At 69.1% G+C, this 21426-nt stretch carries 14 protein-coding genes; 11 read left to right on the top strand and 3 right to left on the bottom strand.

All coding sequences use genetic code 11. The features are described 5' to 3' along the window. From ACQPZQ_RS40925 to rplL, 7 genes are all read left to right on the top strand, one after another. Complete coding sequence (locus ACQPZQ_RS40925) at positions 1–1200, top strand: MCE family protein (protein ID WP_433289850.1); 1200 nt, start codon at positions 1–3, stop codon at positions 1198–1200. Beyond that, a complete protein-coding gene (locus ACQPZQ_RS40920; protein WP_433289849.1) occupies positions 1200–2501 on the top strand; it encodes an MCE family protein in 1302 nt (433 codons plus the stop codon). Before ACQPZQ_RS40925 ends, ACQPZQ_RS40920 begins: the two co-directional genes overlap by 1 nt. Then, positions 2498–3721: an MCE family protein gene (locus ACQPZQ_RS40915; protein ID WP_433289848.1), complete on the top strand. Its 1224-nt coding sequence runs from the start codon at positions 2498–2500 to the stop codon at positions 3719–3721. The genes ACQPZQ_RS40920 and ACQPZQ_RS40915 overlap by 4 nt, the downstream gene beginning before the upstream one ends. Before the next feature lie 26 nt (positions 3722–3747). Then, on the top strand, positions 3748–4308 hold the full coding sequence (locus tag ACQPZQ_RS40910) for a hypothetical protein (protein ID WP_433289846.1): 561 nt from the start codon (positions 3748–3750) through the stop codon (positions 4306–4308). Positions 4309–4326: 18 nt separating this feature from the next. Continuing rightward, complete coding sequence (locus tag ACQPZQ_RS40905; RefSeq protein ID WP_433289845.1) at positions 4327–5184, top strand: hypothetical protein; 858 nt, start codon at positions 4327–4329, stop codon at positions 5182–5184. A 393-nt stretch (positions 5185–5577) separates the two neighbouring features. Then, the gene (gene rplJ, locus ACQPZQ_RS40900) at positions 5578–6195 is read left to right on the top strand and encodes a 50S ribosomal protein L10 (RefSeq protein WP_433289844.1); all 618 of its coding nucleotides are present in this window, start codon (positions 5578–5580) and stop codon (positions 6193–6195) included. A 46-nt stretch (positions 6196–6241) separates the two neighbouring features. Further along, positions 6242–6631: a 50S ribosomal protein L7/L12 gene (rplL, locus tag ACQPZQ_RS40895; protein ID WP_241037352.1), complete on the top strand. Its 390-nt coding sequence runs from the start codon at positions 6242–6244 to the stop codon at positions 6629–6631. A 93-nt stretch (positions 6632–6724) separates the two neighbouring features. Here rplL and ACQPZQ_RS40890 read toward each other — a convergent pair whose 3' ends face one another. Then, positions 6725–7405: a phosphoribosyltransferase gene (locus ACQPZQ_RS40890; RefSeq protein ID WP_433289842.1), complete on the bottom strand. Its 681-nt coding sequence runs from the start codon at positions 7403–7405 to the stop codon at positions 6725–6727. A gap of 183 nt (positions 7406–7588) precedes the next feature. On the opposite strand from ACQPZQ_RS40890, the gene ACQPZQ_RS40885 reads away from it, so the two are divergent. Further along, positions 7589–9022, top strand: a complete 1434-nt coding sequence (locus ACQPZQ_RS40885) for a protein-glutamine glutaminase family protein (RefSeq protein ID WP_433289841.1) — start codon at positions 7589–7591, stop codon at positions 9020–9022. A gap of 61 nt (positions 9023–9083) precedes the next feature. On the opposite strand, the gene ACQPZQ_RS40880 is transcribed toward ACQPZQ_RS40885, so the two are convergent. Then, positions 9084–10745, bottom strand: a complete 1662-nt coding sequence (locus ACQPZQ_RS40880; protein WP_433289840.1) for an AMP-binding protein — start codon at positions 10743–10745, stop codon at positions 9084–9086. Between the two features lies 1 nt (position 10746). Then, positions 10747–11715: a cyclase family protein gene (locus tag ACQPZQ_RS40875; RefSeq protein WP_433289839.1), complete on the bottom strand. Its 969-nt coding sequence runs from the start codon at positions 11713–11715 to the stop codon at positions 10747–10749. A 617-nt stretch (positions 11716–12332) separates the two neighbouring features. On the opposite strand from ACQPZQ_RS40875, the gene ACQPZQ_RS40870 reads away from it, so the two are divergent. The 3 genes from ACQPZQ_RS40870 (at position 12333) to ACQPZQ_RS40860 (ending at position 21230) form a co-directional block, all read left to right on the top strand. Then, positions 12333–15860 (top strand): DNA-directed RNA polymerase subunit beta, encoded by a 3528-nt coding sequence (locus ACQPZQ_RS40870; RefSeq protein ID WP_433289838.1) that lies wholly within the window; start codon positions 12333–12335, stop codon positions 15858–15860. Positions 15861–15899: 39 nt separating this feature from the next. Next, positions 15900–19823 (top strand): DNA-directed RNA polymerase subunit beta', encoded by a 3924-nt coding sequence (locus ACQPZQ_RS40865; RefSeq protein ID WP_433289837.1) that lies wholly within the window; start codon positions 15900–15902, stop codon positions 19821–19823. Positions 19824–20588: 765 nt separating this feature from the next. After that, positions 20589–21230 (top strand): response regulator transcription factor, encoded by a 642-nt coding sequence (locus tag ACQPZQ_RS40860; protein WP_433289836.1) that lies wholly within the window; start codon positions 20589–20591, stop codon positions 21228–21230. The last annotated feature ends 196 nt before the right edge of the window (positions 21231–21426 follow it).

Genomic DNA, 21426 nt, shown 5'->3' with positions numbered 1-21426 from the left:
ATGGGGCTCACCCTCACCGACCGCCGCCAGCTTCAGTTCACCGCGCTGGCGGCCGTGGTGGCCGTGCTGGTCGCCGGCGGGCTCTATCTCGTGCTCCAGCCGCCCGGACGGCTGGTCACGGCGTACTTCACGTCGGCGACGGCTCTGTTCGAGGACAACTCCGTGCGCGTGCTCGGTGTGCCGGTCGGCACGATCACCAAGGTCGAGCCGCAGGGCACACAGGTGCGGGTGGAGATGCGGATCACCGACGGCGAGCTCGAGCTCCCGGCCGACGTGCGCGCCGTCGTCGTCTCACCGAGCCTCGTCACGGGTCGCTACGTCCAGCTCACCCCCACCTACTCGGGTGGCCCGGAGCTGACCGACGGGGCCGTCATCCCGGTCGAGCGCACCGCCACCCCGCTCGGGGTGGACGACCTCACGCGCACGGCCACCGAGCTCTCGAAGGCACTCGGACCGGACGGGGTGAACGCCAAGGGGGCACTCTCCGACGCGCTCGACGTCGGGGCGGAGAACCTGGACGGCAACGGCCGGAAGCTCAACGACACGATCCACAACCTGGGCGAGCTGTCGGGAACGCTGGCCGACTCGCGCGAGGATCTCTTCGGCACCGTCACGGAGCTGCAGAAGTTCACCTCCATGCTCGCCGACAACGACGACCAGGTCCGGGAGTTCAACGGCAGGCTCGCGGACGTGTCGGGCTTCCTCGCCGACGAGCGGGGCGACCTCGGCAGCGCCGTCTCCGAGCTGTCGATCGCTCTCGGTGAGGTGGCCGACTTCGTGCGGGACAACCGGGGCGAGATCAAGTCCAACGTCGACAAGCTCACCGACGTCACCGCGGTGCTGGTCAAGCAGCAGAAGGCGCTGGCCGAGATCCTCGACATCGCCCCGGCGGGCCTGTCCAACCTCGCCAACACCTACAACGGCTCCTCGGGCACTCTCGACACCCGCGCCGACATCAACGAGCTGTCGCTGCCCCCGATCGTGCTGGTCTGCCAGGCGCTCAAGCGCGGCACGCCCGCCGACCTGCCGCCCACCCTCTCCGACACCTGCTCCCAACTCGGACCCGTGCTGTCCGGGGCCGTGCCGCTGCCGAGCCCCGCGCAGGTGCTCAACTCCCTGCAGTCCGGCCAGCTGCCGCCCGTGCCAGGGCTGGCGCTACCGACGGACCCGCCGCCGGCGCACGCGGGCGGTGACCGGTGATGGGCCGGGCGTCGCTCCGACTCGGTGCTCTCATCACCGTGGTCGCGCTGCTCACCAGCGGGTGCGGCGTGCTCTCCGGCGGCTTGCGCGGCGTCGACCTGCCGGGTGGTGCGGCCCTGGGCCCCGACCCGTACCGGCTCACGATCGAGTTCTCCGACGTCGTCGACCTCGTTCCCCAGTCGCTGGTCAAGGTCGACGACGTCTCCGTCGGCACCGTCACCGACATCAGCGTCAGCCCCACCTGGACGGCGATGGTGAGCGTGCTCGTCAACCGCGACGTTGCGCTGCCCGCCGACGCGCAGGCCCGGATCCGCACCACGAGCCTGCTGGGCGAGAAGTTCGTCGAGCTCTCGCGGCCGCAGGAAGCCCCGGGCGCGGTGTCGCCGCCACGGATCGCCGACGGTGCCACCATCCCGCTCGCCCGCACCAGCCGGGCGGCGGAGGTGGAGGAGGTACTCGGGGCGCTGTCGCTCCTGCTCAACGGCGGGGGCATCGCACAGATCCGGACGATCTCCAGCGAGCTCAACAAGGCGCTCACCGGCAACGAGCCCGAGATCCGCGCGCTGCTCGACGACCTGGACCATCTCGTCGGCGCGCTCGACGACCGCAAGACCGAGATCACGCGCGCGCTCGACGAGATCAACCGGCTGTCGTCCACGCTGGACGACCGCCGGGACCAGATCAAGACCGCGCTCGACGACCTCGCGCCCGGGCTCAAGGAGCTGGAGGCCCAGCGCGAGCAGCTCGTCGACATGCTTCAGGCACTCGACAGGCTCTCCGGCGTCGCCACCGACGTGATCAACCGCAGCCGGGACGACGTGCTCGCCGACCTCAAGCTGCTGCAGCCCATCCTGGGCAAGCTGGCCGAATCGGGCCCCGACCTGGTCAACTCGCTCGAGCTCCTGCCCACCTTCCCGTTCACCGACGGCTCGGTCGACGGCTTCGCAGGGGACTACGCCAACCTCTACGTGCGCGCCGATCTCGACCTCGGTCACGTCCTGCAGAACCTCGCGCGGTCCAACCAGCCCTTCCCCGGCCCGGACGGCCCGATCCCCGGGCTGCCGCCGACGGCCGAGCTGCTCGGCCCCCTGCTCGGCCCCATCGGCCCGGCGCTCCCGAAGGTCCCGCTGCTCGGCGACGACGGCCTGCTCCCGTTGCCAGGGCTTCCCGGCTCGCACCCACCCGACTCCGACCCGGACTCCGACCGTGACTCCGACTCGCCGGAGCCGCCGCCGACCTCCACACCTGAGACGAGCGAGGGCGGCGGCATCCTCGGTGGCCTGCTGGGAGGCGGCCGGTGATCACCAAGGCAGTACGGCTTCAGCTGATCGCGTTCCTCCTCGTGACCGCTCTCGGGGTGGGCTACGCGGGCTTCCGGTACGCGGGATTCGGCGATCTCTTCGGTGCCACGACGTATCCAGTGCGACTGCAGCTGGCCCAGTCCGGCGGCATCTTCACCGGCGCCGACGTGACCTACCGCGGGGTCAGCGTCGGCCGCGTCGGGCCGCTCACGCTGATCCCCGACGGCGTGGAGGCGCGGCTCGACATCAACCGTGACGCCCCGCCGATCCCCGCGGACCTGGACGCCGCGGTGCACAACCTCTCCGCGATCGGGGAGCAGTACGTCGACCTGCAGCCCACCAGCGACGGTGGCCCGCTGCTCGACGGCGGATCGGTGATCCCGATGTCGCGGACCAGCACCCCGGTGCCGATCGAGGATCTCGTCGTCAGCTTGGACGACTTCGTCCGGTCGGTGCCGCTGGATTCACTGCGCACCGTCGTCGACCAGCTGGGCGATGCCTTCGAGGGCACCGCGCAGCCCCTGCAGAAGATCCTGGACACCACCAACGCGTTCACCGCCGACGCCGTCGACGCGCTGCCGCAGACCCTGGCGCTCATCCACGACGGGCGCACGGTGCTCACCACCCAGAACGACGTGTCCGGGGACTTCAAGAGCTTCAGTCACGACTTGTCGCTGCTCGCCGACCAGCTCGCGACATCCGACCCCGATCTGCGCAGGCTGCTGGTCACCGGCCCGGATGTGTCGGACGAGGTGGTCGGCCTGCTCCGGGAGAGCGGTCCGGGGCTCTCCCAGCTCCTCGCCGACCTGCTCACGGTGTCGCGGGTCGCCGAGCCACGCCAGGACGGGCTGCGGCAGCTGCTCGTCACCTATCCCGGGCTGGCCTCGAACGGCTACACCGCGGTTCCCGACGACGGCACAGCCCACCTCGGCCTCGCCGTGAATGTCTTCGACCCGTTCCCGTGCACGCAGGGCTACGAGGACACACCACACCGGGCCGGGAGCGAGGTCGGTCCGGTCGCGCTCAACGAGGACGCCTACTGTGCGGAGCCGCCCGGGAGCCCGATCAACGTCCGGGGTGCCCAGAACGTCCCGCACGCAGCCACCCCGACGCCGCCTGCGGACGCCCCGGTCGGACCGCCCGGGCCGCTGCCCGCCGGATCGGCCCCCGTGGATTCGGCTCCCCCGCTGAGCTCCCTGGCCCAGATCCTGCTCAGCTGATCCGTCCCCCGACGGCTGGAGGTTCCATGACCGTTCTCGACGACCCGCCCACGGCCCCGTCAGCGCCTGCCCGGCCACGGAAGGCCACCACCCCGGTGCGGGTGCTCGCCGTGCTGGTGGCGGTGGCGGCGGTGGTCGCGGCCTTCTTCGGCGTGCGGTGGGCCCTCGCGCTCGGCGACGACGGCCTCGAACTGGCCCGCCAGCGCGATGCCGTGCTCCTCGACGCGCAGCAGGCGGCCATCAACCTCAACAGCCTCGACTTCACCCACGTCGACGCCGGACTCGACCTGTGGGAACAGACCTCCACCGGACCATTGCTCGACGAGTTCCGCGCCAACCGCGCCGAGTACTCCAAGGTCGTCACCGACTCCAAGCGCGTCACGACGGCCACCATCGCCGACGCCGCGGTGGCCGAGCTCGACGTCCGAGCCGGCACCGCCCGTGTGATCATCGGGGTGGACGTCAAGGTCGTTCCGCAAGGGCAGGACCCCGTGGTCACCCGCCAGCGGCTGCAGTTGGAGATGACCCGCACCGATGCCGGCTGGAAGGCGAGCAGGCTCGCCCCGGTCCGCTCCCCGGCAAGCTGAGAGCAGGAGTCGCTCACCATGCCCCCACGTCCCCGCACACCGCGCTCCCGGGTGAGCACGATCCGCCGCCCCCGGGTAGCCGGAACCGCACCCGCCGCGCAGCGCACCACCGCTGATCGCTCCATCCCGGACGACACACGCACCCGGCCCATCCCGCTCGGCTCCGGACCGGTCGCCGAGCCCTCGGCCCCGTCGGACCTGAGCGCACCGGGCCGCCGGCCGAAGGACCCGACAGCCGAGGAACCAGCGCCCGAGCAGCCGGCGCCCGGGACATCGGCGCCCGACGAGCCGACGACCGAGGAACGCGCGGTGACGCCGGCGGAGGAGCAGGCTGCCGATCTCGCGTCGGACAGCGGGGGCAAGCGGTCCTTGCGGGTGCCGCTGCTCGCCGCCGCGCTCGTGGTGCTCACCGGACTCGCTGTGTTCTTCGGCATCGAAGACGCCCACCTGCGCCACACCCCCGCCGCCGCCAACTCCGCCTTGGTCGACGTCGGAACCACAGCTGAGGTCTCGGGCCAGCTCACTGACGCGCTGCAGACCATCTACTCCTACGACTTCGCCCGGCTCGACGAGAACGAGCGCGCCGCCCGCGCCGTGATCACGCCGGAGTTCGCCGACCAGTTCAACCGGTTGTTCGCCCAGGTCCGCGACCTCGCACCGCAGCAACAGGCCGTGGTGTCGGCGACGGTCACGCTCTCCGCGGTCAAGGAGATCACCGGCGACCGGGCGGTGCTCGTGGCGTTCATGGACCAGCAGGCCACCCGGGCCGCTGCCGACGACGGCCAGCCCACCCAGCTCGCGGCGGCAGGCCGCCTGACCGTCACGGGGCAGAAGATCGACGGCCGCTGGAAGATCGCCGGCGTCGAGAGCAAATGAGGAGCAGATGAGGTGAGATCGACACCAACGCTCTAGATGCCGTGACCGAATCGCTCTGGCGTCCATCTCGCCCGCAGTCCGGGCCGACTCGGGAGCCCCGGCGCGGCGTCGTGACATACCGGTGTCGGCACGCACGTCACGTCGCGTATCCTGGTCAGCGGTTCCACCGAAGACCGCAGGTCTACGTCGTCGGCGAGTGATCGCCGGTGGCGTACGAAGGTTCCGCGACAGCGGGCGGCCCGCGCAGGAGGACGAGGTCATCGCGAGGTGCGCTGTCGCGCGCCATCTGCCACGCCCCGTGCGCTCCTGCGCCGGGGCGTTCGTCTTCTCCGGCTCCGTCGACGGTGGGTCAGTCACGTGCACGACCACCCGACAACCGAGAGGAGGCAAGGGATGGCCCGACCTGACAAGGTCGCGGCGGTCGACGAGATCGCCGATAAGTTCCGGGGCTCGTCCGCCTCGGTGGTCACCGAGTACCGCGGCCTCACCATGTCCCAGCTGACGACGCTGCGCCGCTCGCTGGGCGAGGGCGCCAGCTACCGCATCGCCAAGAACACCCTGGTGAAGCGGGCGGCCGAGAACGCCGGCCTGGATGGTCTCGAGGAGCTGCTCGTCGGCCCCACGGCGATCACCTTCATCACCGGCGAGCCCGTCGACGCCGCCAAGGCGCTGCGCGACTTCGCCAAGGCGAACCAGGCCCTGGTGATCAAGGGCGGCTTCATGGACGGTCGCACGCTGACCGTCGCCGAGGTCAACCAGCTTGCCGACCTGGAGTCGCGCGAGGTCCTGCTGTCGAAGCTGGCCGGCGCGATGAAGGGCACGATGGCCAAGGCTGCCGGCCTGTTCGCCGCCCCGGCGTCCCAGGTGGCTCGCCTGGCGCAGGCACTGGCCGACAAGCGCGCGGAGGAGGGCGGTGCGGCTCCGGCAGGTGCCGACGCCGATGCCACCGACGCCACCGAGGCTCCGGCGTCCGCCGATGCCTCCGAGGCTCCGGCTTCCGCCGAGAGCTGACCACCACCCCCCTGCGTAGGCACACCCCAAGAGAGGAAGCGCCACCATGGCGAAGCTGTCCACCGACGAGCTGCTCGAGGCCTTCAAGGACCTCACCCTCATCGAGCTCTCGGAGTTCGTGAAGAAGTTCGAGGAGACCTTCGACGTCACGGCCGCCGCCCCGGTCGCGGTCGCCGCCGGCCCGGCTGCTGCCGGCCCCGCCGCCGACGCCCCCGAGGAGAAGGACGAGTTCAACGTCGTCCTCGAGGCCGCTGGTGACAAGAAGATCCAGGTCATCAAGGTCGTCCGCGAGCTCGTCTCCGGCCTGGGCCTCAAGGAGGCCAAGGACCTCGTCGAGTCGGCCCCCAAGCCGATCCTCGAGGCTGTTCCGAAGGAGGCGGCCGACGCCGCCAAGGCCAAGCTCGAGGACGCCGGCGCCAAGGTCAGCCTGAGCTGATCACCGCACACCGGTAGCACCACGCCGAGGGGCGGCACCCGATCCGGGTGCCGCCCCTCGCGCGTGAGCGGCCCTTCCACGCGGGTTGCCGGATCACGGCCCGGGGTCGTCGGCCCGCCGTGCGGCAGCCAGGACGGCGAGCACCTCGGCGTCGGGGGTCTGGCCGAAGTCCCGGTACCAGCAGCTCACGGCCACCAGCACGGCCGGTGCCACCAGGGCCACGACGTCGTCGGCGGCACCTTCCGCTCGTATGAGGTCCGCTGTGCCCGCCCGGCCAACCGGCACGGCCAGCACCACGGAGCGCGGGCCGTCGTCGCGGAGGCGCCGTAGCGCGGCGCGCGCGGTCACCCCGGTGGCGAGCCCGTCGTCGACGAGCACCACGTCCCGGTCCGCGACGGGCACCGCGGCAGCCACCTCCCGGTACCGCCGCAGCTGCCGGCCCGCCTCCTCCTTCTCCCGTGCAACGGTCTCGGCCAGATCCGCGGCGGCCACGTGCGCGCGGCGGAGCGAGGCAGGGTCCCAGTTGACCGGGCCGTCGGCGGTCACCGCGCCGAGCCCCCACTCCGGCTGGGCGGGTGCGCCGATCTTGCGTGCGACCGCCACGTCGAGCGGAGCGTCGAGAGCCGTGGCCACGCCGGCCGCCACCGGCACCCCGCCCCTGGCCAGGCCCAGCACCACGGGGTCGCACCATTTCCGTACGCACAGGTCGGCGCCGAGCCGGTTGCCCGCCTCGGCGCGGTCGGCGAACACGGCTCGCCGCCTGCGCATCCTCATACGCCCCGAGTACCCGTCGGCACCGCGACATCGACATGCGTCGCTGTTCCGACGGGCTCCCGTTTCCGCGGGACCTGCGGCAGGTCGCGTACCACGAGCTTGTTTCTGGTTATGGAGGCCGTGATTATCGGGAGAGGGCGTAGACGCAAACGTTCTGCGGCCCTGGACGGGGGGAGAGCACGGATGGCCTGGATGCACGCGCCGCGCGGCGAGGGTCCGCAGCTGCGTTCGCCCGCCCCGGGCGCACCTTTGCCGAGGTCGGTGAACGGTCCGGCGAAGGTCTTGGCCTTGCAGCGGCTCGCGGGGAATCGCGCCGTCACGCAGATCCTCCGCCGCGAGGGCAGCGAGGAGGACGGGGTCGTGCCCGTCCAGCGCTCAGGCGACGATGACCGGTTCGTCGACGACGATCTCGCAGCCGACTACCGGGTATGGAGCGCCTGGGGGGCGGGGACTGCCGGGCCGAGTGCTGCAACGGCCGGGGCTGCCGGGCCCAGCGCCGGAACTGCGGCGGCGCCTCCTCGCCCGTGGGGCGCCATGGCCGACGCCGCTTCGGCGGGTCGCGCCGGCAACATGAGCGTGGGCGAAGCCCGGCGACTTTTCGACGGGGTCAAGGATCGCGAGTTCCTCAGCACGAAGGGATGGATGGAGGAGATCCCCTACGACCAGGCCGAACTCTACTGCGCGGACAGGGCGAGTCACATCGCTCTGCAACTCACGTCGGTCGGTGTGGCGTGCAAGAGGATCTTCGTGGTGAAGTCCCTGGCCGACGGTGCGCCGGGACTGTGGGTCAACTCGACGACGGCACCGGGCGCCCGGCCCGGACGTCCGGTCAAGCTCCCGTGGGAGTACCACGTGGCCGTCGCCGTCGACGTGCAGGACGATGCGGGCAGGCCAGCGGAGATGATCTTCGACCCGGCAGTTGATCCCGTAGGCCCGATCTTCCTGAACCAATGGTTACAGGCAGTGCACGCCGACACCGAAGCTCCCCGCATGAACCGGATCGGGGAGAGCCACGATGAGGCGACGGAGAGGCTCCAGCAGCTTCACGCGGAGGATCCGAGCAGGCCGGTGAACGGACTCGGCTTTCCTCTCGGCTCCACCTGGGTCCTTGCCACGGAGCCGGGGGCCGTGAACATCCCCAAGATCGACAAATCGGGAAACCCCCAGTCCTATCCGTTGTCGATGGATGGGATGTCCTCGGACTTCCGCAACTGGCGCGAGGAGCTCGAGGGGCAGGTGGAGAACTCGCACAAGGCGCGCGAGGAGAGGGAGCAGTGGGAGCGGGAGCGAGCGTCCCAGTGGTATCGACGCCTCCTGGCCCGTGGCACCTCGTCGGGGTCGGACGGGCCCGCGGAGCTCTCTTCGAGCGTCGCCCCCGGAGGCGGGACGCCGGGTGGCCCGGCGTCCCTCCGTTGGCCTCCGAACAGCGCCCTTGCGCTCCGCCGGCTGCCGAACGACGTGCTCGTTCCGAACCGGCGCCCTCAAGGCCCTGGTCCTGCCGCGGGTTCCGAGCGCAATGTCTACGAGATGGAGTGGCGGGGGGAGCAGCAGCCTGCTCCCGGTCGCACCACGCGGCGAGGCACATGGCTTCGCCGGTGGCGGCGGGGCCTGCCGTGATGCGTGACGATCGGCGGCCCCGCCAGGGAGATCAGGCGTGCTGCGGGCGGAGTGCTGCGTCTCAGGCCTGCTCGCGCGTGCGCAGCTCCCGACGCAGGAGCTTGCCCGTCACCGTCTTCGGAATCTCGTCCAGGAACTCGACCTGGCGGGGGTACTTGTAGGCCGCCATCCGTTCCTTGGCGAACGCGATGAGCTCCTCCGCGGTCACCGACCGGCCCGGCCGCAGGCTGACGAACGCCTTGACCGTCTCGCCCCGGTACTCGTCCGGGACGCCCACCACCGCGGCCTCCCGCACCGCCTCGTGCTCGTAGAGCACGTCCTCGACCTCGCGCGGCCATACCTTGTAGCCGCCCGCGTTGATCTGATCCTTCTTACGGTCGACGATGTAGAACCAGCCACGGTCGTCCATATAACCGACGTCGCCGGTGTGCAGGGCGCCCTTCGGGATGGCGGACGCGGTCTCGTCGGGCTTGTTCCAGTAACCCGCGACGACCTGCGGCCCCGTCGTGACGATCTCGCCGATCTCCCCCGGCGGGAGGTCCTCGCCGTCGTCGCCGACGATGCGCACCACTGTGTTGTAGATGGGCACGCCGACCGACAGCGCACCCGACGCCTTGTCCACCGGGGCCTCGACGCCTTCCGGCACGCCGTGCGACGGGGACGTGGTCTCCGTGAGGCCGTAGATGTTGTGGATGTACTGCCCGAAGGCCGAGGAGAACGCCGTGACGGTCGACGGCGGGATGGGTGCCCCGCCCGACCAGATCTTCGTCAGCGACGCCAGCGCCTCGCGGTCCGCGTTGGGAGCGTTCATCAGGGCGATGAACACCGTGATGGACCCGACCGTGAACGTCGGGCGCTCGTCGCGGATGGTCTCGATCGCCAGCGAGGGCTCGAAGCGGCAGAACAGCACGAGTGGCGCCCCGAGCAGCAGCGAGAGCGTGACGTGGGCGATGAGGCCGGTGATGTGGAAGAGCGGTGCCACGCCCAGCACGACGTCGTCCTGCCCGAGACCGCACCACTGCCGGTAGGCCTGGCTGTTGAACACCACGTTGCCGTGGGTGTTCATCGCGCCCTTCGGCGGGCCCGTGGTGCCAGAGGTATAGGTCAGGAACGCGGTGTCGTCGGGGGAGAAGGACACCGACGGTGGCCGCTGCCCGCGGAACCGGTCGATCAGCCCCGCCATGTCGACGGTGCCGGGCAGCTCCGTCCGCTCGATCCCGCCGAGGATCCGGGCATCGTCGCGGGCCTGGTACTCCAGCTCCGACGTGGTGATCACCGTGGCCACGTCGGTGCGGTCCACCACCGCGGCCGCGACGTCGCGGTACAGGCCCTCCAGGCACACCAGCACCGTGGAGCCCGAGTCGCGCAACAGAAGGTCCAGCTCACGTGCCCGGTTCATCGGGTTGACGGAGACGGCGATGCCGCCTGCCTTCCAGGTGCCCACCATCGCGATGACGAACTGCGGCACGTTCTGCAGGTACAGCGCCACCCGGTCGCCTGCGGAGAACCCGGAGTCGAGTAAGCCCACCGCGAACGCGTCGGAGAGCTCGTCGAGCTCGCGCAGGGTGATCCGGCCGTCGAAGTAGCGGATGATGTCGCCGTCGGGGTTGCGCCCCACCGCCGCCCGGAACATCGCCAGTGCGTCGGTGAACTCGGGTTCGATGTCGTGCGGCTGCCCGTCGGCGTAGAGCGGGAGCCACGGCCTCTCGTCGTAAGTGGCCATGTCAGCGGATCGCCACCGGGTTCACCGGTGCGCCGGTGCCGTTGACGATCTTGAGCGGGGCCGCCACGTAGAAGAAGCTCCAGCGGCCGTCGGCGGCGCAGGCATCGGCCAGGTCGTCGAGCCAGGCGATCTCGGTGAGCGCAACGCCGAGGTTGCGCATCAGCGCGCAGTGCAGCGGGAGCGCGATGCCCGAGCCCGGCTCGTAGGTCACCTCGTTCGCGATGGTGTCGGTGACGAGATTGGGGATCTCGCGCTCCTTGAACCAGTCCACAAGTTCACGCGAGTAGGTGAGCCCCGGCTCGTTGAAGCCGTCGTAGAACTGCTCCTTGTCGTTGAGCTCGTACCAGTACTTCATGAAGCCGGTACGGACGCAGAGCACGTCGTGCGGCTCGATGGTGACGCCCTGGGCCTTGGCCGCGGCCTCCAGGTCGTCGTGGTCGAACGTCTCGCCCTTGTCCAGCCAGTCCTTGCCGCGGTGGCGCGCCATGTCCACCAGCACCCCGCGCCCCACCACGCCCTTCTCCGCGATCGGTAGCACGGAGGCCTTGTCCATCGCACCCACGGTGGATCGGGCGTCGTAGCCGTTCCAGAGCTTGCCGTCGTACCAGACGTGCCCCAGTGCGTCGTACTGCGTGGAGCCCTGCAGGAAGATCTGGGCCGTGTCGTCGGCGTAGTGCAGGCCGCCGGGGAACTGTGGGGCGCCGTCGCCGTCCCACGTGCTCTCGTCCATGACGTTCTGCCGCTTGATGCTCTCCCGCCCCGGCCACAGTGGGTCGCCCGGGCCCTCGGTGCGGCCCATGTGGATCTGCAAGGTGAAGACCTCGCCCGTGCGCACCTGCTGCACGCCGCGGAGCACCTCGCCGGCGTCGAGGTAGTTGAGGGCCCCCAGCTCGTCGGCCGGGCCCCACCGGCCCCAGTTCGACGGGGCATCGGCACCCAGCAGATCAGCCATCGAGGGGGTGTCGGACATCGTTGTCTCCTCACCGGGGGGTGACCCCGTCGGCCGGCGACGCCGGCCCTTGCCGTCGTCCAGGACGCGAACCTGATCGCGGATCGAGCCTCTGGCGGGCGCAGCGGTGTGTCAAGGACCACCCGACCGGGTGGAGGGGCCCACATCCGGGTGCGGGCGGCAGACGTGCCAGACTTGGTCGACGGACGGTCGGTTCAGCGGCCTCCCATGTGCCCCATGGCCACCAAATGCGACGTCTTCGCCGGTCATCCCGCGAAAAGGACCATTTACCGCCGCGTAGAGTCTTGACGCCGTGCGCCGGTCAGGTCACTCTTAGGTCTCGATGGTTGTCTCGGTGACCTGTCTCGACAGCCGCTGCGTTTGCAGCTAGACTGCCTCTTTGCGCTGCCCTCGTCCAGCCTCGCGTGCGCTCAGATGGAGTTCCCCCACCGGGAGTCCGCCCCAAGTGCTCGCGCGCGTCTGGTCGGGGGCTGCGCATGACAACAGACGGCGTGCCCCGGATCCCGCATCCGCGAGCCCGATCGCCCCGGACCTCCCGCCCGGGTCGGACGAGCAGACGGTAGCGCGCGGGAGCCGGTGCCCGCCAGACGAGAGCGCAGTTCTCGGAAGGACGCATCTTGGCTTCGTCCCGCGCCACCAGCCCCCTCGCGACCCACGTGCCGGCTGCCGTCTCGGCCAACCCGAGCTTCCCCGGGGCACCCACCCGGGTCACCTTCGCGAAGATCCGCGAGCCCCTCGAGGTGCCCGATCTCCTCGATCTGCAGATTCAGTCGTTCGAGTGGCTGGTCGGCAACGAGGCCTGGTTCCAGCGACGGATCGATGCCGGCGACGAGAATCCGATGGGTGGCCTGGAGGAGATCCTCACGGAGATCTCTCCGATCGAGGATTTCTCCGGCTCGATGTCGCTGTCCTTCTCCGACCCCCGCTTCGACGAGGTCAAGGCCTCCGTCGAGGAGTGCCGGGACAAGGACATGACCTACGGTGCCCCGCTGTTCGTCACCGCGGAGTTCACCAACAACACCACCGGCGAGATCAAGAGCCAGACGGTGTTCATGGGTGACTTCCCGGTGATGACGGACAAGGGCACGTTCATCATCAACGGCACCGAGCGTGTCGTCGTCTCCCAGCTCGTCCGGTCGCCCGGCGTCTACTTCGATCACAGCATCGACAAGACGACGGAGAAGGACGTCTACTCGGTCAAGATCATCCCGAGCCGGGGTGCATGGCTGGAGTTCGACGTCGACAAGCGCGACACCGTCGGTGTCCGCATCGACCGCAAGCGCCGCCAGCCGGTCACCGTGCTGCTCAAGGCACTGGGCTGGACCGCCGAGCAGATCCAGGCTCGCTTCGGGTTCTCCGAGACGATCATGGCCACGCTCGAGAAGGACCACACCGCCGGGCAGGACGAGGCGCTGCTCGACATCTACCGCAAGCTTCGCCCGGGCGAGCCGCCCACCCGCGAGAGCGCGCAGACCCTGCTGGAGAACCTGTTCTTCAAGGACAAGCGCTACGACCTCGCCAAGGTCGGCCGCTACAAGGCCAACAAGAAGCTCGGTCTCACGATCGAGACCTCGGTCGGCACGCTGACCGAGGAGGACATCGCCACCACCATCGAGTACCTCGTCCGGCTCCACGCCGGTGAGACCACGATGACGGTCGGCGCCGATGCCGAGGGCAACGGCGGCATCGAGGTCCCCGTCGAGACCGACGACATCGACCACTTCGGCAACCGGCGGCTGCGTACGGTCGGCGAGCTCATCCAGAACCAGGTCCGTGTGGGCCTGTCCCGGATGGAGCGCGTCGTCCGCGAGCGGATGACCACGCAGGACGTCGAGGCGATCACGCCGCAGACCCTGATCAACATCCGCCCGGTCGTGGCGGCGATCAAGGAGTTCTTCGGCACGTCGCAGCTGTCGCAGTTCATGGACCAGCACAACCCGCTGGCCGGCCTCACGCACAAGCGCCGCCTGTCGGCGCTGGGCCCCGGCGGTCTGTCCCGTGAGCGTGCGGGCTTCGAGGTCCGCGACGTGCACCCCAGCCACTACGGCCGGATGTGCCCGATCGAGACCCCTGAGGGTCCGAACATCGGCCTGATCGGCTCGCTGGCCACGTTCGCGCAGGTCAACCCGTTCGGGTTCATCCAGACCCCGTACCGGAAGGTCGACAACGGCCGGGTCACCGAGCAGATCGACTACCTGACCGCCGACGAGGAGGACCGCTTCATCATCGCGCAGGCCAACGCGCCTCTCGACGATGACGGCAACTTCCAGGAGGAGCGCGTCCTCGTCCGCCGCAAGGGCGGCGAGGTCGACTTCATCTCCCCGACGGGCGTCGACTACATCGACGTCTCGCCTCGGCAGATGGTGTCGGTCGCCACGGCCCTGATCCCGTTCCTCGAGCACGACGACGCCAACCGCGCGCTCATGGGTGCCAACATGCAGCGCCAGGCGGTGCCGCTGCTGCGCAGCGAGTCGCCGCTGGTGGGCACGGGCATGGAGCTGCGTGCCGCGGTCGACGCCGGTGACGTGCTCGTCGCCGACAAGGCGGGTGTGGTCGAGGAGCTCTGCGCCGACTACATCACGGTCATGGCCGACGACGGCACGCGCACCACGTACCGGCTGAACAAGTTCCGCCGGTCCAACCAGGGCACGTGCAACAACCAGAAGCCGATCATCGACGAGGGCGACCGCGTCGAGGCCGGCCAGGTCATCGCCGATGGGCCGTGCACCGAGAACGGTGAGATGGCCCTGGGCAAGAACCTGCTCGTGGCGATCATGCCGTGGGAGGGCCACAACTACGAGGACGCGATCATCCTCTCGCAGCGCCTGGTGCAGGACGACGTGCTCACGTCGATCCACATCGAGGAGCACGAGATCGATGCCCGCGACACCAAGCTGGGCGCCGAGGAGATCACCCGGGACATCCCGAACGTCTCCGAGGAGGTGCTCGCCGACCTCGACGAGCGCGGAATCATCCGCATCGGCGCCGAGGTGCAGCCGGGCGACATCCTGGTCGGAAAGGTCACGCCGAAGGGCGAGACCGAGCTGACCCCGGAGGAGCGCCTGCTGCGCGCGATTTTCGGTGAGAAGGCGCGCGAGGTGCGCGACACCTCGCTGAAGGTGCCGCACGGCGAGAACGGCAAGGTCATCGGCATCCGGGTCTTCTCCCGCGACGACGAGGACGAGCTGGCTCCCGGCGTCAACGAGCTGGTGCGCGTCTACGTGGCCCAGAAGCGCAAGATCCAGGACGGCGACAAGCTCGCCGGCCGCCACGGCAACAAGGGCGTCATCGGCAAGATCCTTCCCGCCGAGGACATGCCGTTCATGGAGGACGGCACCCCGGTCGACATCATCCTGAACACCCACGGTGTGCCGCGACGGATGAACATCGGCCAGGTGCTGGAGACCCACCTCGGGTGGATCGCCAAGTCCGGATGGGAGATCGAGGGCAAGCCCGACTGGGCGTCGAAGATGCCCGAGGAGCTCTACACCGTGCCCGCCGGCACGAAGACGGCCACGCCGGTCTTCGACGGCGCCAAGGAGAACGAGATCACCGGTCTCCTCGGCTCCACGCTGCCCAACCGTGACGGCGAGCGGATGGTCAAGTCCGACGGAAAGGCCCAGCTGTTCGACGGGCGTTCCGGGGAGCCGTACCCGTTCCCGGTGGCCGTCGGCTACATGTACATCCTCAAGCTGGCCCACCTCGTGGACGACAAGATCCACGCCCGGTCCACCGGTCCGTACTCGATGATCACGCAGCAGCCCCTGGGCGGTAAGGCCCAGTTCGGTGGCCAGCGGTTCGGCGAGATGGAGTGCTGGGCGATGCAGGCCTACGGCGCGGCCTACACGCTGCAGGAACTGCTCACGATCAAGTCCGACGACGTCGTCGGCCGAGTGAAGGTGTACGAGGCCATCGTCAAGGGCGAGAACATCCCCGAGCCGGGAATCCCGGAGTCGTTCAAGGTGCTGCTGAAGGAGCTCCAGTCGCTCTGCCTGAACGTCGAGGTGCTCTCGAGCGACGGCGCGGCGATCGAGATGCGCGACACCGACGACGAGGACCTCGAGCGGGCCGCGGCGAACCTGGGCATCAACCTGTCCAGCCGTCCCGGTTCCGACTCGATGACCGTCGACGACGTCGTCAACTGATCCCCGCCCAGAGCCGAATAACGAACGAAGGACACGAATTTGCTCGACGTCAACTTCTTCGACGAGTTGCGCATCGGCCTGGCCACCGCTGAGGACATCCGACAGTGGTCCCACGGCGAGGTGAAGAAGCCCGAGACCATCAACTACCGCACCCTCAAGCCGGAGAAGGACGGGCTCTTCTGCGAGAAGATCTTCGGTCCCACCCGCGACTGGGAGTGCTACTGCGGTAAGTACAAGCGCGTCCGCTTCAAGGGCATCATCTGCGAGCGCTGCGGCGTGGAGGTCACGCGCGCCAAGGTGCGTCGTGAGCGGATGGGCCACATCGAGCTGGCCGCCCCGGTCACGCACATCTGGTACTTCAAGGGTGTGCCGAGCCGCCTGGGCTACCTGCTCGACCTGGCGCCCAAGGACCTCGAGAAGATCATCTACTTCGCGGCCTACGTCATCACCTCGGTGAACAAGGAGCTGCGCCACACCGACATGTCCACGCTCGAGAACGAGATGAGCGTGGAGCGCAAGCGGGTGGAGCAGCGCCGCGACGCCGACCTGGAGGCGCGGGCCCAGAAGCTCGAGGCCGACCTGGCCGAGCTGGAGGCGGAGGGCGCCAAGAGTGACGTCCGCCGCAAGGTCAAGGAGGGTGGCGAGCGCGAGATGCGCCAGCTCCGTGACCGTGCCCAGCGCGAGCTGGACCGGCTCGAGGAGATCTGGACCACCTTCTCGAAGCTCGACGTGCAGCAGCTGATCGCGGACGAGGGGCTCTACCGCGAGCTCTACGACCGCTACGGCGACTACTTCACGGGGGCGATGGGCGCCGAGGCGATCCAGACCCTGCTGCAGAACTTCGACATCCCGGCCGAGGCCGAGAACCTGCGGGAGACAATCCGCAGCGGCAAGGGGCAGAAGAAGCTCCGCGCCCTCAAGCGCCTCAAGGTCGTCGCGGCGTTCCAGACCACGGGCAACAGCCCGATGGGCATGGTGCTCGACTGTGTCCCGGTCATCCCGCCGGACCTGCGCCCGATGGTGCAGCTCGACGGTGGCCGCTTCGCCACGTCCGACCTGAACGACCTGTACCGCCGGGTCATCAACCGCAACAACCGCCTCAAGCGACTGATCGACCTCGGCGCGCCCGAGATCATCGTCAACAACGAGAAGCGGATGCTGCAGGAGGCCGTCGACGCGCTGTTCGACAACGGCCGTCGCGGCCGTCCGGTCACCGGACCGGGCAACCGCCCGCTCAAGTCGCTGTCCGACCTGCTCAAGGGCAAGCAGGGCCGGTTCCGCCAGAACCTGCTCGGCAAGCGCGTCGACTACTCCGGCCGTTCGGTCATCGTGGTCGGCCCGCAGCTGAAGCTGCACCAGTGCGGCCTGCCCAAGCAGATGGCGCTGGAGCTGTTCAAGCCGTTCGTCATGAAGCGGCTGGTCGACCTCAACCACGCGCAGAACATCAAGTCCGCGAAGCGCATGGTCGAGCGTGGCCGCTCGCAGGTGTGGGACGTGCTGGAGGAGGTCATCTCCGAGCACCCGGTGCTGCTGAACCGTGCACCGACCCTGCACCGCCTCGGTATCCAGGCCTTCGAGCCGCAGCTGGTGGAGGGCAAGGCCATCCAGCTGCACCCGCTGGTCTGCGAGGCGTTCAACGCCGACTTCGACGGTGACCAGATGGCGGTGCACCTGCCGCTGTCGGCCGAGGCGCAGTCCGAGGCCCGGGTCCTGATGCTGTCCAGCAACAACATCCTGTCGCCCGCCTCCGGGCGGCCGCTGGCGATGCCGCGTCTGGACATGGTCACGGGCCTGTTCCACCTCAGCCGGCAGCGCGACGACGCCACGGGCTCCGGCCAGGTGTACTCCTCGCCGGCCGAGGCGATCATGGCCTACGACCGCAAGGCACTCCACCTGCAGGCGCCGATCAAGATCCGGCTCACCGACGCGGTTCCGCCCGCGGACGTCGCCGCGAAGCTGGGTGCCGACGGCTGGCAGCCGGGCTCACCGTGGCTCGCCGAGACCACGCTGGGCCGGGTGCTGTTCAACGAGCTCCTGCCGAGCGACTATCCGTTCGTCAACGAGCAGCTGCCGAAGAAGCGTCAGGCCGCGATCATCAACGACCTGGCCGAGCGCTACTCGATGACCGAGGTCGCGCAGGTGCTCGACCGCCTCAAGGACGCCGGCTTCTACTGGGCCACGCGGTCCGGTGTCACCATGGCCGTCTCCGACGTCGTGGTGCCGCCGAACAAGCAGCAGATCCTCGACGGCTACGAGGTCAAGGCCGACCAGGTCAACAAGCGCTACCAGCGGGGCGCCCTGTCCCACCAGGAGCGCAACGACGAGATGGTCAAGATCTGGAGCCAGGCCTCCGAAGAGGTGGCCAGGGCGATGGAGGAGAACTTCCCCGAGGACAACCCGATCCCGACGATCGTGAAGTCGGGCGCGGCGGGCAACATGACCCAGGTCCGGCAGCTCGCCGGTATGCGTGGTCTGGTGGCCAACCCGAAGGGTGAGTACATCCCCCGTCCGATCAAGGCCAACTTCCGTGAGGGCCTGTCGGTGCTGGAGTACTTCATCTCCACGCACGGCACCCGCAAGGGTCTGGCGGACACCGCGCTGCGCACGGCCGACTCGGGTTACCTGACCCGTCGTCTGGTGGACGTGTCGCAGGACGTCATCGTCCGCGAGGTCGACTGCGGCACCGAGCGCAGCATCACGATGCCCGTCACGGAGGAGACCAGCGACGGTCGCCTCATCCCGCACCGCTACCTGCGCACCTCGGTGTACGCCCGCTCGTCCGCCGAGGACGTCGTGGGGCCCGACGGCGAGTTCGTCGTCCGGCGGGGCGACGACCTGGGTGACCCCGCCCTCGACGCACTGGTTGCGGCCGGTGTCCGGCAGATCAAGGTGCGCAGCGCCCTGACCTGCGCGTCGGCCACCGGTATCTGCGGCATGTGCTACGGCCGCTCGATGGCCACCGGCAAGCTGGTGGACGTCGGTGAGGCGGTCGGCATCGTCGCGGCGCAGTCGATCGGTGAGCCCGGCACCCAGCTGACGATGCGTACCTTCCACACCGGTGGTGTGGCGGGCGACGACATCACCACTGGTCTGCCCCGCGTGCAGGAGCTCTTCGAGGCTCGCGTCCCGAAGGGCAAGGCGCCGATCGCCGACGTCGACGGCCGCATCGCGATCGAGGACGGCGACCGCTTCTGGAAGATCACCCTCACCCCGGACGACGGCGGCGAGGAGATCGTCTACGAGAAGCTGTCGAAGCGGCAGTGGCTGGCCATGACCACGGTCGACGGCCAGGAGCGCCCGCTCTCCGACGGCGACCACGTGCACGTGGGCCAGCTGCTCCTCGAGGGCACGGCCGACCCGCACGAGGTGCTGCGTGTCATGGGCCCGCGCGAGGTGCAGCTGCACCTGGTGCGTGAGGTGCAGAAGGTGTACCGCACGCAGAGCGTGGACATCCACGACAAGCACATCGAGGTCATCGTCCGCCAGATGCTGCGGCGGGTCACGATCATCGACTCCGGCTCCACCGAGTTCCTGCCCGGCGCCCTCGCCGAGCGGGCGGAGTTCGAGACGCAGAACCGCCAGGTGGTGGCCGAGGGCGGCGAGCCGGCCTCGGGTCGCCCGGTCCTCATGGGGATCACGAAGGCCTCGCTGGCCACGGAGTCGTGGCTGTCCGCGGCCTCGTTCCAGGAGACCACCCGGATCCTCACCGATGCCGCGATCAACGGAAAGCGCGACAAGCTCGTCGGGCTGAAGGAGAACGTGATCATCGGCAAGCTGATCCCGGCCGGTACCGGCATCAACCGGTACCGCAACATCCAGGTCCAGCCCACGGAGGAGGCCCGCGCGGCCGCCTACGCGCTGCCGAGCTACGACGACGGCTACTACAGCCCCGATGTGTTCGGCACGGGCACCGGTGCCGCGGTGCCGCTGGACGACTACGACTTCGGACGCGACTACCGGTAACCGGTAGGCGCATCGGGCCCTCCGCGACGGCGGAGGGCCCGATGCCGAAGGCAGGTCCCGAACGGGGCCGGATACCGCTCTCCCGTGGCGGTGTCCGGCCCCGTTCTTTTGTTCGGATGCACACAGTTCGGTCTCTACGCTGCGGCGTCCTCCTGGCGAGCCATGAGAGTTGCTGAGCGCGAGATCCTCATCACCAGCGATCTCCCGTGCACCGTGCTCGTGGACCCTCAGCCCCGGCGCCGATACTTCGCTGTATCGCGACGAGCCACGTGAATCCACCAGCCGCGCATCCGGTTCGTCTTTCGCAGGCCTTGCTGAGCACGGGATACATCGTCTTGATCGAATCAATCGGCGATTCCTCTGGAAGGCGCCGATGACAAACTTCTTCTCTCTGAACCCGCAAGAGCGGGTGCGACCGCTCGGCCCGCAAAAGCCGCTCGGACACCAAGAGTGCCGACGATGATCACGATGAGAGCGATCAACACGAATAGCAACAAGGCCGACAATGACCGCTATCAGCACGATCGGCCCAATGACCATGACAACAGCATGGAAGGGCGCCTGCCAATAATCGATTGTGTTGTAGATCACGGGCCAATCTTTGAACTTGGCTGGTGTCCGCGGCGTCCATGAGGTTTCCGTAGAGCAGGGTAATGACGTGATCGGATTCGCCGACCGCACCGCCGACCCATGGGTTCTGGCCGGGTGCGGCGACGAGTTGAGTCCGCTCGCACGGCGTGGGGTGCCGATCAAGGCAGGTTTCCGGTGTCGTCCGAACAATTCGAGGGACGTCTCATGATTAGAGTGGATGTGTTCGCGCTGTGTCCGATCTATCGAATGGGGCTGGTCCATCTCCTGCGGCAGGCGGGCATTTCCGTGCTGGTGGCGGAGACATCGCCCGGAGAGGGGGACCCGTCGATCTTTGCCAATGCGGTGATCATCGACGCAGAGACGTTGGACCTGGGGCCTCACCTGCACTTCGTCGCTCCGAGGTGGGCGGACACCCCGGTCCTCGTGGTCAACGCAGAGCCGTCGCTGCTGGTTGACGGCGTATCCGCCATCGTCGAGAAGGGCGTGTCGTGCGACCGCGTCGTCGACGCGGTCTGCGAGGTCGTCGCGGGCGCAGGAACGATGAACTTCGCGCCCGCTGCGAGCGAAGCCGCGATCACGCGGCGGCCTGCGGCCGAGGGCGACCTCGCAGGTCGGACGCTGTCCACGCGCGAATCTCAGGTCCTGACGCACATTGCGCACGGGCTGACCCACGGCCAGATCGCGAGCCGGTTGCGGATCAGTCCGCACACTGTGGACACCTACGTGAAGCGCATCAGGGCCAAGCTCGGTATCGGCAACAAAGCTGAGCTGACCAGGTTCGCTCTCCTGCGTGGCGCGTCCGGGGTCACGGTCTGAGGCCGCGGCGACAACCACGCGCCGCTCGCGGTCCCACCGTTGCCCGGCCGAGCTCGCCCGGTCCGATGGGCGGGAGCGAAGGAATCTACTCGACCTCGGTCGGGCTGCGCCCGTCTACTCGCCGGAGCAGAGTGCCGGCGGTGGTGTGCGCCGCCGTCTCCACAGCATCGGGAATGCGTAGCCGTTCATCCAGGTC

Source organism: Pseudonocardia sp. CA-142604, assembly GCF_050948475.1.
Classification (GTDB): Bacteria; Actinomycetota; Actinomycetes; order Mycobacteriales; family Pseudonocardiaceae; genus Pseudonocardia; species Pseudonocardia alaniniphila.
This window is presented reverse-complemented; position numbering and strand designations above follow the sequence as displayed.

Coding starts and splice junctions, on each gene's coding strand:
- ACQPZQ_RS40880 (WP_433289840.1), bottom strand. CDS start 10,745: ATGGCCACTTACGACGAGAGGCCGTGGCTCCCGCTCTACGCCGACGGG.
- ACQPZQ_RS40925 (WP_433289850.1), top strand. CDS start 1: ATGGGGCTCACCCTCACCGACCGCCGCCAGCTTCAGTTCACCGCGCTG.
- ACQPZQ_RS40905 (WP_433289845.1), top strand. CDS start 4,327: ATGCCCCCACGTCCCCGCACACCGCGCTCCCGGGTGAGCACGATCCGC.
- ACQPZQ_RS40920 (WP_433289849.1), top strand. CDS start 1,200: ATGGGCCGGGCGTCGCTCCGACTCGGTGCTCTCATCACCGTGGTCGCG.
- ACQPZQ_RS40885 (WP_433289841.1), top strand. CDS start 7,589: ATGGCCTGGATGCACGCGCCGCGCGGCGAGGGTCCGCAGCTGCGTTCG.
- ACQPZQ_RS40890 (WP_433289842.1), bottom strand. CDS start 7,405: ATGAGGATGCGCAGGCGGCGAGCCGTGTTCGCCGACCGCGCCGAGGCG.
- rplL (WP_241037352.1), top strand. CDS start 6,242: ATGGCGAAGCTGTCCACCGACGAGCTGCTCGAGGCCTTCAAGGACCTC.
- ACQPZQ_RS40875 (WP_433289839.1), bottom strand. CDS start 11,715: ATGTCCGACACCCCCTCGATGGCTGATCTGCTGGGTGCCGATGCCCCG.
- rplJ (WP_433289844.1), top strand. CDS start 5,578: ATGGCCCGACCTGACAAGGTCGCGGCGGTCGACGAGATCGCCGATAAG.
- ACQPZQ_RS40910 (WP_433289846.1), top strand. CDS start 3,748: ATGACCGTTCTCGACGACCCGCCCACGGCCCCGTCAGCGCCTGCCCGG.